The organism is Halorubrum sp. CBA1125 (assembly GCF_009742825.1).
Lineage (GTDB): Archaea > Halobacteriota > Halobacteria > Halobacteriales > Haloferacaceae > Halorubrum.
This window is the reverse complement of sequence record NZ_WPCE01000075.1, coordinates 1-12,893: the sequence shown is the minus strand read 5'-3', so window position 1 is coordinate 12,893 and position 12,893 is coordinate 1. Positions and strand designations below refer to the sequence as shown.

Sequence of the window (12,893 nt, the reverse complement as noted above, 5' to 3'; positions counted from 1 at the left end):
TTCGGTGAAGACGACCCGTTCGGGGGCGCTGGCGGGAGCCGGTCGTTCGGTGAAGACGACCCGTTCGGAGGATACAGGGGCAACCGAGCGTCTGCGGCGGGCGGTCACCCGGGCTCGCGGGGCGGACCGGCGGGTGATCCCCTCAGAGACGAGGGCGACGTCCCGGAGTTCGACGTCGACCCCGACGAGTTCGATTCGGCGATCGACCGGATCGACGTCGGGATCGAGGGGCTCGACGAGATGATCCTCGGCGGCGTGCCGGAGCGGTCGCTGCTGTCGGTCATCGGCGGCGCGGGGACCGGGAAGACGACGTTCGGGCTGCAGTTCCTCAACGAGGCGCTGGAGTCGGGCGACCGCGGGGTGTACCTCACGCTCGAACAGAGCAGCGAGTCGATCCTCGACACGGCCGAGGAGAAGGGGTGGTCTTTCCGGGAGTACGCGGACGAGGGTCGGCTCGCGGTGGTCGCGATCGACCCGATCGAGATGGCGAATTCGCTCGCGTCGATCCGGAACGACCTCGTCCGGCTCATCGCCGAGTTCGACGCCGAGCGGCTGGTGCTCGACTCGGTCTCGCTTTTGGAGATGATGTACGACCACCCGTCGAAACGGCGCTCGGAGGTGTTCGGGTTCACCCGGGCGCTGAAGGAGGCGGGCGTGACGACGCTTCTCACCTCCGAGGCGAGCGAGGACACGCCCTACGCGTCCCGCTACGGGGTCGTGGAGTACCTCACCGACGCGGTGTTCGTGCTCCAGTACGTCCGCGCCGACGACTTCCGCGAGACGCAACTGGCCGTCGAGATCCAGAAGATCCGCGACGCGAACCACTCCAGACAGTCCAAGCCGTACGAGCTCACCGCGTCCGGCATCTCGGTGTACGGGCGGGCGAACATCTTCTGAGCGCGCGACCCACGGCAAGGTTCATTTTTCGGCCGCCGATGCATCACCCATGACCGCGTCACAGGTGCTCGCCGAACTGATCTCGAAGTACGCCCTCCTGTTCGGGCAGGTCGGTGAGTTCTTGATCGTGGCTGGCGTGTTGTATCTCCCCGGCCGGTTCGTGGTCAAACCGGTCGTTAGCTGGGTGTTCGACCGGCACGACCTCGAACCGACCATCGAGCGAACTGTCGAGAAGGTCCTCGGCGTGGGGATCGTCGTCGGCTCGCTGATCGTCGGGGCGTGGGCGGCGGGCTTCGGCGGGTTCCTCGGCGGATCGGCGCTCATCGTCGCCGCGCTCACGCTGGCCGTCGGGTTCGCGGCCCAGGACGTGCTGTCGAACTTCGTCGCCGGGATCTTCATCGTCCAGGACCGGAACTTCAACATCGACGACTGGATCGAGTGGAACGACAACGCCGGGTTCATCGACGACATCGGGTTCCGGGTGACCCGTATCCGGACGTTCGACAACGAGACGATCACGGTTCCCAACACCGAACTCGCCACGAACGCCGTGACGAACCGCATGAGTAACCCCATCCTCCGCATCTCCACGACCTTCGGGATCGGCTACGACGACGACATCGACGAGACGACGCGGATCCTCCTGGACGCGGCCGCGGAGCACGACGAGATCATCGCCGATCCGGAGCCGTCGGTCCGCGTCGCGGGGCTCGCGGATACGGCGATCGAACTCCAGGCCCGGTTCTGGATCGCCGATCCGGACCGCGAGGAGTTCTCGGTGACGCGCTCGGAGTACATTCACACCGTGACCGAGCGGTGTCGAGCGGCCGGGATCGACCTCAGCACGACCACCCAACACGAGCTCTCGGGTGAGATCGCGATCGAGGACATCCCTCGAACGTGAACCGACAGTCTCGCTTCGCTCGACCGTTCCGGACTGTGATCCCCCAGATTCGATTCCCGGGCCATTAGCTTGGGAAGCTCTGGAACCTCTACCGCCCGATTTCACGGTCTTACCGGAGATATTCTCTGGAACACGCCCTCTCTGACTGCTACAATAACATCTGTGCTTGTACAGGAATTTATATCATTTCGTAGCCGATAGAAGTTTACGGAGTTTATATAGTGTAATAATATATTCACACTGGGGAGCTCAACATTTATCATATCTCATATAGAGATTTACTCAGGGAAAATAATGTCTTCGAGATTGGAGGATCGACTTTGGGAAGCCGCACAGGAAGAGGCTAATCAATCAGGAAAGGCCATTGAGCCAGCTGCTGAGGCACGCCTCAAGGAGATGATCAGCGACGGTGTTGATCGTATGAATACACTCGGCGTTGCTAATGATCCGTCGCAAATTCAAAGAGCGGAAAAAAACATCGTTCGATTCGTCCGAGAGATGAACAACATACGCCTTGGTCAAGGTGACTTAGGTGTTGCTTCATATAATGCCGCCAGAGATATTTGTCCTCTCTGGCCATTCTGTTAGCGGTGGTACAATGGATAACCAAGAGAAATCCTTTGATTTTGCTCTCTCTACGACCAGACAGGTGGTATCACTGTCTACAGGATTTCTGGCTCTGACGATAACGTTTCTTAATGGTAGTGAACCGCCTGTTGAGGGAACTGCCCGTCTTGTTCTCATTGTATCGTGGATATTTTTTCTGTTTTCAATAGGATTTGGAGTAGCCACAATGATGGCTTTGACAGGTACCTTGGGCAAACCGGATAATAAAGATCCCTCGATATACGAAGGTAATGTTAAAACATTTGCTATTTTTGAGATGTCATCATTCATAATTAGTGTGGTTTTAGCAGTAGTATTTGGGATAATTGTACTATGAGCAACGATGCTGGTTCTGTGTAGATGAAAAGACGGTATGGTGAAATATTATCAATTTTGGAAAGAAGCTACTATATTGGCTCTGTTGAAACCCATTATCAGTGATATGTTCTGACGGTCTTGCTGACTTCAGGGCACATATCTACCGCTAATAATTACCGTGATGGGAGGAGACTACGTAGTATAAAATGGTAGTGTTCAGATAATACTTCCAGTAATAATTTTGCGGTGAATCGTAATATGAACGGTAGGCTGTTTCTGATGGCACATTCGACGACTCAGTATCTCGTGAACTACGGTTACCAACCGTTACCTCAAAAACGACGCCCTCTGTGAAAATAGATGTTAGAACCATTCTACAGCCGATATTACTCCCAGGCTTATCTGAACACTACCTATAAAATAGCGCAAAGGATTTTCATCTTGTAAGTAAAGATTGATACATGGACATAGATGAGAGACAAAGATACTGCCCTCATTGTGGTCAGAAAGTAATTACAACGGTTCAAAAGAAAAAGTCACTAAGTGCCAAAATATTAAACAAGTTAGGTGGTTCGTATAGTGCTGAGGATGAGATCGTTATTGTCAACTGCCCCGGTTGCGATTATGTGGGCTCCGTTGAGGATCTACCATAACATTTCACTTGCACACATACTGATAACCAATTCGTAATACGGGTTGAATAGCAAAATCATGTCCCTGAATATCGGCTTTTCGAGACGCTGAGAGAGGTGGATCTTCAGACGATTCTTCTCCTGACTGCTCATCCCCTTGTTGTCGTAACTCTTGAAGGAAGAAATCTCAATAGCCGCATTGTATAGCTCGCTGAGTTCAGATTTCTTGAAATAGTTATGACTCATCGAGGCGTTCCCCTTATCACTCCGATGTTCGGGTTCCCATTCGTAGTCTCGACCCTTTGAGTGCTTGTAGTATTTGAACAGGCGCTTGATCGCTTTCTGGAACTTTGCGACCTCACTCTCTGGTTTCTCCGTGCGCTTGGAGAGCAACTGGATTAGCTCGTCGGCGTCTTCCGGGATAAATCCGTAGTCATTCCATCCTCCTCCCATTTCCAGCGAAAGACGTGTTCAATGCGGTAGTGCGTCTGTCGAACAGTCTGCTGCGCGTAGCCGTTTCCCTTCGCGGGTGACTCCCCGTTCGTAACAATCATTTGAGGAAATACTCTTTGGATCCCGCGTAGTTCTCTGTATGAAGCGGAGCGTAGTTCGTTAAATCCTCCCGAGTGCCCTCAGCTACGGGATCGAAGCCGATTTCTATGTCTTGGTCGTCGATTGTGTCGAACATGGCTATTGTGTAGTAGCCCTGAGAGGTTCGGGAAATCGCCCGACGTGACTAAGCTAACACCCTCTGTGTTACCGTGGTATCTTCAACGGCTTTCTTTCAGGGTGTTGACCCAAGTAAAGTGCGGAAAACGACCGCGTGAGCGGTCGGATGCACCGTCCGGGAATTGAACCCGGGCTATTAGCTTGGGAAGCTAATGTCCTACCACTGGACCAACGGTGCTCGTATCGACGTACCCGACCGTTCCACTTCAACGTAGCGCTTCCGTCGCCGGAGAGACGCTCCCCCGTCGAGGGATCTCGGTTCCCCCGACCGATCAGCCGTCGGGCGTCGGCGGCGGAACGCGTTTGTGAGCGGTCGCGCGGTGCCGGTCGAGGAGCCGTCGGACCGTCGACTCGTCGACGTCGCGGTGAGGTCGGTCGTCGTCGGAGTCTTCCGCCTCGTCTCTTTCGGCTTCGGTACCACCGGCGACGAGATCGCCGGCCCGCTCCAGGCGTTCCGCGACCGATTCGGCGTCGAGGCCGCGGTCGACGCCGAGCTGCAACACGGGGTCGATCACCTCGTAGGGCGCGCCGAGATCGTCGACGTCCCGCTGTCCCGGGAGGAACCCCGCAGTCGGGGGTTTCTCGACGACGAACCGTGGAACGTCGAGCTCGGCGGCGAGCGCGCGAACGTCGGTCTTGTAGAGGTGGCCGATCGGGAACAGGTCGGCGGCACCGTCGCCGTGTTTCGTGAGGTAGCCGAGCAGTAGCTCGCTCCGGTTGGCGGTCCCGCAAACGAGTCGGTCCGTGGCGTTGGCCGCGAGGTACGCCATCGCCATCCGGAGGCGCGCGATCGCGTTGCCGGAGTCGACCGGCTCGTCGTGGAGGTCGAACCGGTCGGGGGCGACCGCGCCGAACTGGGCGAACAGCGGCTGGAGGTGGACCGTGTCGTACTCGATGCCGAGCGCCTCCGCGAGCGCCTCCGCGTCGCGAGCGTGGGGCGCCCCGACCTTGTTACACGGGAGGATCAGCCCGTAGACGCGGTCGGTGCCCAGCGCCTCGACCGCGAGCGCCGCCGTGACGGTCGAGTCGAGCCCGCCGCTCATGTTCACGACGGCGCCGTCGGCGTCCGCGGCGTCGACCCGATCCGCGAGGAACGACTGTACCCGGTCCCGCTCTGCGGCCGGATCGCGGGGATCGAAGACCGCGCTGCCGTCGCCCTCTGCGTCGTTCCGTCCCTCGTTCTCGGCCGTTCGGGTCTCGATCGCAGATATCGGCTGCCGGTCGCCCACCTCGTCGCCGAACGCGGACGCAGGCGGATCACTCATCGTCTTGTCTCCGCGCCGCCGATCCGTGTTCCGCCCCGACGCGTCCACGCAGCGCCTCCATGCGCCCGGGTGTCGCCACGACGCGTTCGCGTATCGAGTTGCTCGCGAACGAGGACCCACTGCCGGGGGGACGCGTCCGGTCGCCGGTGTTGCGATTCATTCTCGGCCGCCGCTTTCGAACGATCGAATATATACTTGTGGTGGCGTCTGTTTAAGGAATTATGCCTATTCTACTGTATATGGTGGATTGTGCTGGGAAGAGGGCACTGAATATGCGGAAGTCATGGGTAGTATTTCTAAGTATACAAAAATACCCCTTCTCATAGAATAGTTTGATCAAAACACGTGTGTTTTTCGTAATAAAATCTCTTTATCCAATTATATTAGAATTAATTATGCTTTTCAAGAGTATAATGTAGGAATAAGCAAGATTTATACAGATACGTTTTCTCCCTCTATCTATGTCAACGCTTCAACTGACAGCGAGTCAGCGACGTGTCCTCACGTCGCTCGTGAACCTCGCGGAGAACGCGGATCGACCCGTGTGCGGCCGCGAGATCGCCGAGGCGATCGACCGCAACCCTGGAACGGTCAGGAACCAGATGCAGAGCCTCAGGAACCTCCAGTTGGTGGAAGGCGTCCCCGGTCCCAAAGGCGGGTACGTACCCACCGACGGGGCGTACGAGACGCTCGGCGTCGAGCAGATGGACGACGCCGCGAGCACGCCAGTCGAGCGCGAGGGAGACCCGGTCGACGGCGTGACCATCGAGGAGATCGACCTCTCGAGCGTCGCCAACCCGGAGCTGTGCCGGGCGGAATTCGTGGTGCGTGGAGAACTGAGCACCTTCGACGCTGGTGACCACGTCACCGTCGGGCCGACGCCGGCCACGGGACTGCGGATCTCCGGTACCGTCGACGCGGCGAACGTCGACGGCAACACGCTACTGGTGCGCGTCGACGGGATGGAGACGCCAAACGGCGAGCCGGCCACCTAACCGCGCCGGTCCACGCCGTCGTTTCCGTCGTTCCGATCGCCGTCACCACCCCGATCGCCGTGGGCATCCCGATCCCCGTCGTCACCCCACCCCGTGCCGATCCGGTCGCGGATCGCTCCGGTCGCCGCGGCCGCGTGCCGCGCGTCTCGGTGGCGCTCGCCAGAGCGACGCGCGCGCTCGCGGCCGCCTCTGGGTCGACGTCGAAGGCGACGCCCTCGTAGGAGACGTCCCACAGCACGAGCGGCTCCGGCGGTGCGGGACCGACTCCCCGTTCGCCGGGGATCGCGTCGGGAGCGAGCAGTCGGTCTATCAGCGAGCGATCCGCAGTTCCACGCCCGACCGCCCGAACCGCGGCGACGAGCCGCCGAACGAGCGCCCGCGGGAACCCCCCTGCCGTGACCTCGATAACGAGGGTGTCGCCGCGGCGGGTCGCGGTCGCCGTCAGGTCTCGCACCGTGCCGGTCCCGTCGCTCGTCAGGTTGTGGAAGTCGTGTTCGCCGGTCAGTCGCGCGAGCGCGTCGCGGACGCGGTCGTCGTGAGCGGGGGGAACGGGAACCGCCGGGTCGGCGGTGCTCGCGCGCTCTTCGGCTCGCGTCCGATCGCCGAGCCCTCTGGCCGACTCGGCGTCCCGGGTCGCGGACGCCGAGGCCGGCTCGGGTTCTGTCGGCGCGAACAGGTGGTACCGATAGGTCCGCGACACCGCGTCGTGGGTCGCGTGGAACCCCTCGCCGACGTCGGCGGCGGCCCAGACCCGGACCGAACCGGGGAGCCGTCCGTTGAACGCGCGCGGCGTGAGCCACGCCGGCGCCTCGAAGGCGACGGTCTGTGAGACTGCGGAGACGCCGGCGTCGGTCCGGCCGGCCGCCGCGTAGCCGGGGGGCGTCGCGTGCGTCGGTCCGTCGCCGCGGTCGACGATCCCGTGTTCGGAGAGCGCTCGCAACAGCGTCCCCTCGACGGTCGCAGCGTGGGGTTGCCGCTGGAAGCCAGCGTACTCGCGGCCGTCGTAGGCGATCCGGAACGCGCGGGTCGCGGCGGTCACGCCCCGTCCGCGGAGCCGTCCGGACCGTCGTCGGTCTCCGTCGGGCCGTCGTCGGTCTCCGTCGGGCCGTCCTCGCTCTGGCCGCCCGCCCCTTCGCTCGCGTCGTCGCTCTCGGCGCCTCCCGTCTCCTCGTCCGCGTCGGCTATCGGCACGGTGACGACGGGTACCGGAGAGACGCGGACCACCTTCTCCGTGACGCTCCCGAGGAGGACGCGCCGGATCCCGGAGCGGGTGTGACTGGGCATCACCACGAGGTCGGCGCCCGTGTCTTCGATCGCGTTCTCGATGACGTCGACCGGCTCGCCGCGGATGACGTTCCCCGCCACCTCGACGCCGGCCGCCTCCAGGTCCCCCGTCACCGTCTCGACGCGGCGCTCCGCCGCCGACTCCACCCGCTCGGCGAACGCCCCGGCCTGCGGGCCGCGGAGGGTCTGTGCCACCGTGTCGATCGCGGAGACGACGTGGACGGTCGCGTCGTATCGCTGCGCGAGGCTGCGCGCGTGCGGGACGGCGTCGTTCGCCTCCCCGCCGGGCGCGACGGGGAGGAGGATGTCGTCGTACATGGACGAGAGTCGACGCGCCGGGTGCAAAACGATACCGGCCGGAACCGCGCGGTCGACGCGGAAGGTATCGGCTCCCTCCGCCGTCGGGACGCCGTAGATGGGTAGGGTTTTCCGGCGGGCGGTCCTCCGCGGAGACATGGGACGAGACGTTCACAATCCGGAGAACCCGCAGGTGACGCTTCACACGAACCACGGCGACGTCGTGGTCGAACTGTTCGCCGACCGCGCGCCGAAGACGGTCGAGAACTTCCTCGGCCTGGCCCGTCACGACCCCGCCGCCGACGCCGACTCCGCCCGCGACACGAACACGTGGGAGGACCCCGAGACGGGCGAGGTCCGCGGCGACTCGCTGTACGAGGGCAACGTCTTCCACCGCGTCATCGACGACTTCATGATCCAGGGCGGCGACCCGCAGGAGAACGGCCGCGGCGGCCCCGGCTACCAGTTCGACGACGAGTTCCACGACGACCTCACTCACGACGGTCCGGGCATCCTCTCGATGGCGAACTCCGGCCCGAACACCAACGGATCGCAGTTTTTCATCACGCTCGACGCGACGCCCCACCTCGACGGCAAACACGCCGTCTTCGGCCAGGTGATCGACGGAATGGACGTCGTCGAGGAGATCGGCTCCGTCCCGACCGACCGCCGCGACGAGCCGCGCGACACCGTCGAGATCGAACGCGTCACCGTCGACGAGTAGACCGTCCGCGCCGGACGAGGCCGGCGAGCGTCGTTCGGGACGCTCGCTTCGGGGCGCTCAGAGAACCGTTCTGTTGAGCAGTCCCTCGGATACTGTTCTGGTTCGTACAGTGCGATACGAGGCTGTTAGAAGAGTTCTGCACGGCCACCTTTTTTTTTCGTCGGGTATGCTCGCGTTGCTCGCACACGACGCTCGCCGTCGGGTCGAAATAAAAAGGCGTTCGGTGATCGGACCGCGAGTTCGCTCGCAGATCGCTCCCGACCGCGGGTCAGACCGCGGATCGTCCGTCGCTTACTCGCCGGTCTCGATCGGCGCGCCGACCAGGTTCCCCCACTCGGTCCAGGAGCCGTCGTAGTTGCTGACGTCCTCGTAGCCGAGCAGCTCGTGCAGGAGGAACCACTCGATCGACGAGCGCTCGCCGACGCGGCAGTAGGTGATCGTCGACTCGTTGCCGTCGACGCCGACCTCGGCGTACAGCTCGCGGAGTTCGTCGGGGCTCTTGAACGTGCCGTCGTCGTTCAGCACGGTGGCGATCGGGACGTTGCTCGCGCCGGGGATGTGGCCGCCGCGCTGGGCGGTCTCCATGAGTCCCTCGGGCGCGATGACCTCGCCGGAGAACTCCTCGGGCGATCGGACGTCGACCATCGGGATCCCCTCCTCGATGGCGTGGTCGATGTCGTCTTTGTACGCGCGGACGCTCTCGAAGGGACCGCGGGCCTCGTACTCGCGGGGGGTGAAGTCGGGCTCGTCGGTCGAGAGCGGGTAGTCGTTGTCGACCCAGTAGCCCTTCCCGCCGTCGATCACGCGGACGTCCTCGTGGCCGTAGTACTTGTAGATCCAGTAGCCGAACAGCGCGAACCAGTTGGGGACGCGGCCGCCGCCGTACACGACGACCGTCGTGTCGGCGTCGATGCCGCCCTCGCCGTTTCGGGCCGCGAAGTCCGCCTTCGAGACGATGTCGCGCTCCGTCTCGTCGGTGAAGACCTCGTCCCACTCGAAGTTCAACGCGCCGGGGATGTGGCCCTCCTCGTAGGGCGTGTAGTCCGACTCGTCGGTGACCGTCGGGTTGTTGATCTCGACGAGCCGGTAGTCGGAGTCGTCGTCCTGAAACGCGTCGAGGTTCGATTCGACCCAGTCCGCCGTGACGAGTACATCTCCTGTCATCGACCACCCGTACGAGTGCGACGGGCTTTGAACGACCGGTAATGGTGGTCCTTGCCGCCGTCTCGGACGGCCGATATCGCCCCTGCTCGCCGGTGAGAGCTCGTCTCGGCGGCTCTCGTCCCACGAACGGAGCGGACCGACGGCTGGTCGCCGTCACGAGACCGCTCTCGGCGCACCGGCGGCGACCACGGGTAGCTACCGGATCACGGTCACGGGAACGTCGGCCTTGTCGACGACGCTCTTCGCGACGCTGCCGACGACCTGCTCGCGCTCCTCGGAGAGGCCGCGGTGGCCAACGTAGATCGCGTCGGCGTCGGTCTCGTCGGCGTAGTCGGTGATCGCGTCGGCCGGGCGGCCGGTGACCAGTTGGGTCTCGACGTCGATCGGCTCGTCGCCGACCGCCTCCTCGGCGAGCGTCCGCGCGTTGGCGAGGACTCCCTGGCCGGCCTCGACGGCGGCCTCCTCGCCCGGGAGCACGATCGTCCCGTCGACCAGCTCGGAGTCCGGCGTCAGCACGTGGACGATCTCGAGGGTCTGGTAGAACGCCACCGCCTGTCGGGCGGCGTACCTGACGGCCTCGTCGCCCTCCACGGACCCGTCGGTCGCAACGAGATAGCTCATAGGAGATCGTGGGGCCAAAGCCTACATAACTCCTGTCCGGCGTTCCCGGGTGGTGAGCGGCCGACCGCCTCGCGCGGCACCGAAGCCCGTCGCGGACCGGCCGCGAGGCGGCACCTCAGTCGGCGGCCTCAGTCGTCGTGTGCGTGCGGTCCGGCGTCGTCGACGGCGGTCGTCTCGCCCTCGCCGAGCACGAACTCCGTGAGCGTCGGCACGAACGTCCCGATGTCGGTGACCATCCCGACCGCCTGCGCCGAGCCGCGATCGAGCAGTTGGGTCACCGTCGCGGGGTTGATGTCGACGCACACGGTCTTCGTCGTCGACGGAAGGCAGTTCCCGACGGCGACCGAGTGGAGCAGCGTCGCGAGCATGAGCACGATGTCGGCCTCGTGGGCCTGCTCGCGGATGGCATCTTGCGCCGCGACCGCGTCCGTGATCGTGTCGGGCAGCGGCCCGTCGTCGCGGATCGACCCCGCGAGCACGGTGTCGACGTCGTGTTTCACGCACTCGTACATCACGCCCTCGGTGACGATCCCGTCCTCCACGGCCGCCTCGATCCCGCCGGCGCGGATGATCTCCGAGATCGTCCAGATGTGGTGTTTGTGTCCCTTCCGCGGGTGTTCGAGGGTCTCGACGTCCATCCCGAGCGACGTGCCGTACAGCGACCGTTCGAGGTCGTGGGTGGCGAAGCCGTTGCCCGCCGACAGCGCGTCGACGTACCCGCCCGCGACGAGGTCGGCCAGCGCGTCGCCCGCCCCGGAGTGGATCACCGCGGGGCCGGCGACGACGAGCACGTTCCCCCCGTCGGCTTTCACCTCGCGGACCGCCTCTGCGACCTCACGGATCGTCGACTCGGAGGGGCGCTCGGAGGAGACGCCGCCCTGCATGAACCCGAAGGCGCCGCCGCCGCTCCGGGGTCGCTCCGGGGGTCGCACCCGGATCCCCGACTGGTCCGTCGCGACGAGGTCTCCCTCCTCGACCGCGTTCAACACCTTCGTGTACGCCCGCGGGCCGCCGTCCGGACCCCCCTCGGGCTCGACGATCAGCGCGCAGTCCATCTCGATGCGCTCGACTTCGATCCACTCGCCGTCGTACAGCACCTCGGTCGGGTGGTTCGTGGTCGAGTAGAAGTCCGGCGGCACCACCTGGTCGGCGGGCGCCGCGACGAGGTCGACGTCGGTGGGGTTCTCCAGCACGGCCCCGTTCTGGTGGAGCTCGTGGAGGATCGCCTGGAGCGTCTCCCGGTCGTCGGCCGAGACGGTCATCCGGCAGTACGACTCCGCCTCCTCGTGGGTCCCGACGTCGAACTGCTCGACGTCGAAGGAGCCGCCGAGGTCCATCACCGCGCCGAAACAGCGCTGCATCGTCCCGCTGTCGATGATGTGGCCCTCGATCTCGACGGTGCGCGAGTGGCTCATACCTCATCGTTTCGCCGCGAGGAGAAACCGGTTTCCCTTCGGGAGGATCCCGGAGCCCGAAACGATCGGGGCCGTCCGGCCTCGCGCGCCGTCGAGCGCCGCAGATGCCCGACTGTCTCAGATAGCCCCGAGCGCTGTGAGTATCTGCGTGCCGAAGATCATCGCGATCAGCCCGGCGAGCATGACGAGTCCGGACGAGACCGTGATCGTCCGGACGGCCGCGTGTCGGTCGGAGACCGGCACCCGGCTCACCACCGCCTCGGCGACCATCCGGAGGATCCGCCCGCCGTCGAGCGGGAAGGCGGGCAGGCAGTTGAAAAGCGCGAGCTGGACGTTGATCCAGCCGGTCCAGAAGAGCAGGTTCGCCAGCAGGAACGTCCCGCCGCCGAGGACGCCGAGCGCCCCCTCGACCACGAAGAAGTTCGTCAGGTCCCCGGTGAAGCCCGCGAAGTTGTACGGCAGCCCGAAGAGGCTGCCGAGCGGCAGGATCAGCGCGGCGAACACCAGCCCGAGCGGCGACCCGGTGAGCCCGCCGACCGCGACGCCGTCGGCCGCGCCCGCGCCGCCGTCGCCGCCGAGCAGTTCGAGGTACGCGCCCGCCGGGTACTGCGAGACACCGACGTCGTCGAGCGCGAGGCCGCTCGCCCCCGGGAAGACGGAGACGCCGATGAACCCGCCGCCGCGGTTCGGATGCGGGTCGAGTTCCACGTCGTAGACCGTCCTCTCGTCTGCCCCGTCGTACGCGGTCACTGCGACCGTCTCGCCGGGGTCGCGCTCGCCGAGTACGGCCGAGAGATCCTCGTTATCGTGGACGCGCTCGCCGTCGACCCCGACGATCGTCATCGGCTCGCCGAGCGGCGCGCCGGCGTCGTGGATCGGCCCGTCCTCCTGGACGGCGACGACGTACGCGCCGATGGGGATCTGGGCGGCGGTCCCGGTCGCTTCCGCGTCGCCGCCGTCTCCGGCAGTCCCGTTCTCGGCCGTCCCGTTCCCCGCTCCCGTCTCCGTGACGCGCACCGTCGCGCGCTCGGCGGCGCCGACG

At 64.2% G+C, this 12,893-nt stretch carries 15 protein-coding genes, 1 tRNA gene and 1 pseudogene; 7 read left to right on the top strand and 10 right to left on the bottom strand.

The features are described 5' to 3' along the window. From GJ633_RS08545 to GJ633_RS08525, 5 genes are all read left to right on the top strand, one after another. The coding region (locus GJ633_RS08545) for a KaiC domain-containing protein (RefSeq protein ID WP_156588476.1) at positions 1-897 on the top strand (897 nt) is incomplete at its 5' end. A gap of 49 nt (positions 898-946) precedes the next feature. After that, positions 947-1,801 (top strand): mechanosensitive ion channel family protein, encoded by an 855-nt coding sequence (locus GJ633_RS08540; protein ID WP_156588475.1) that lies wholly within the window; start codon positions 947-949, stop codon positions 1,799-1,801. A 306-nt stretch (positions 1,802-2,107) separates the two neighbouring features. After that, complete coding sequence (locus GJ633_RS08535) at positions 2,108-2,389, top strand: hypothetical protein (protein ID WP_156588474.1); 282 nt, start codon at positions 2,108-2,110, stop codon at positions 2,387-2,389. A gap of 10 nt (positions 2,390-2,399) precedes the next feature. After that, a complete protein-coding gene (locus GJ633_RS08530) occupies positions 2,400-2,744 on the top strand; it encodes a hypothetical protein (protein ID WP_156588473.1) in 345 nt (114 codons plus the stop codon). 442 nt (positions 2,745-3,186) lie between these two features. Next, positions 3,187-3,378: a hypothetical protein gene (locus tag GJ633_RS08525; RefSeq protein WP_156588472.1), complete on the top strand. Its 192-nt coding sequence runs from the start codon at positions 3,187-3,189 to the stop codon at positions 3,376-3,378. On the opposite strand, the gene GJ633_RS08520 is transcribed toward GJ633_RS08525, so the two are convergent. The 4 genes from GJ633_RS08520 to nadE all read right to left on the bottom strand — a co-directional run bounded on the left by GJ633_RS08520 (position 3,370) and on the right by nadE (position 5,351). Next, positions 3,370-3,810, bottom strand: coding sequence for a hypothetical protein (locus GJ633_RS08520; RefSeq protein ID WP_156588471.1), 441 nt, complete (start codon positions 3,808-3,810; stop codon positions 3,370-3,372). The genes GJ633_RS08525 and GJ633_RS08520 overlap by 9 nt on opposite strands. 97 nt (positions 3,811-3,907) lie before the next feature. After that, positions 3,908-4,045, bottom strand: coding sequence for a hypothetical protein (locus GJ633_RS17130; RefSeq protein WP_197431299.1), 138 nt, complete (start codon positions 4,043-4,045; stop codon positions 3,908-3,910). A gap of 148 nt (positions 4,046-4,193) precedes the next feature. Next, a tRNA-Gly gene (locus GJ633_RS08515) sits at positions 4,194-4,264 on the bottom strand. Positions 4,265-4,358: 94 nt separating this feature from the next. Next, positions 4,359-5,351 carry an NAD(+) synthase gene (nadE, locus tag GJ633_RS08510; RefSeq protein WP_156588470.1) on the bottom strand — a complete coding sequence of 331 codons (993 nt, stop codon included), beginning with the start codon at positions 5,349-5,351 and terminating at the stop codon, positions 4,359-4,361. Positions 5,352-5,812: 461 nt separating this feature from the next. Here nadE and GJ633_RS08505 point away from each other — a divergent pair, with 461 nt between their 5' ends. Next, the gene (locus GJ633_RS08505) at positions 5,813-6,346 is read left to right on the top strand and encodes an Rrf2 family transcriptional regulator (RefSeq protein ID WP_156588469.1); all 534 of its coding nucleotides are present in this window, start codon (positions 5,813-5,815) and stop codon (positions 6,344-6,346) included. Here GJ633_RS08505 and truA read toward each other — a convergent pair. Next, positions 6,343-7,385 (bottom strand): annotated as a pseudogene (gene truA, locus GJ633_RS08500) (tRNA pseudouridine(38-40) synthase TruA). The gene GJ633_RS08505 and the pseudogene truA overlap by 4 nt on opposite strands. After that, entirely contained in the window at positions 7,382-7,948 is a 567-nt protein-coding gene (locus GJ633_RS08495) for a universal stress protein (protein ID WP_156588468.1), read from the bottom strand. Before GJ633_RS08495 ends, truA begins: the two are co-directional and overlap by 4 nt. 136 nt (positions 7,949-8,084) lie before the next feature. Between GJ633_RS08495 and GJ633_RS08490 the strand changes: the two genes are divergently transcribed. Beyond that, on the top strand, positions 8,085-8,651 hold the full coding sequence (locus tag GJ633_RS08490; protein WP_156588467.1) for a peptidylprolyl isomerase: 567 nt from the start codon (positions 8,085-8,087) through the stop codon (positions 8,649-8,651). Between the two features lie 291 nt (positions 8,652-8,942). Here the strand turns inward: GJ633_RS08490 and GJ633_RS08485 are convergent, their stop codons facing one another. The 4 genes from GJ633_RS08485 to GJ633_RS08470 all read right to left on the bottom strand — a co-directional run. Further along, the gene (locus tag GJ633_RS08485; protein ID WP_156588466.1) at positions 8,943-9,815 is read right to left on the bottom strand and encodes a sulfurtransferase; all 873 of its coding nucleotides are present in this window, start codon (positions 9,813-9,815) and stop codon (positions 8,943-8,945) included. Between the two features lie 195 nt (positions 9,816-10,010). Next, the gene (locus GJ633_RS08480; protein ID WP_156588465.1) at positions 10,011-10,436 is read right to left on the bottom strand and encodes a universal stress protein; all 426 of its coding nucleotides are present in this window, start codon (positions 10,434-10,436) and stop codon (positions 10,011-10,013) included. 128 nt (positions 10,437-10,564) lie between these two features. Then, on the bottom strand, positions 10,565-11,851 hold the full coding sequence (locus GJ633_RS08475; RefSeq protein WP_156588464.1) for a TIGR00300 family protein: 1,287 nt from the start codon (positions 11,849-11,851) through the stop codon (positions 10,565-10,567). Positions 11,852-11,968: 117 nt separating this feature from the next. Further along, the coding region (locus tag GJ633_RS08470; RefSeq protein ID WP_156588463.1) for a site-2 protease family protein at positions 11,969-12,893 on the bottom strand (925 nt) is incomplete at its 5' end.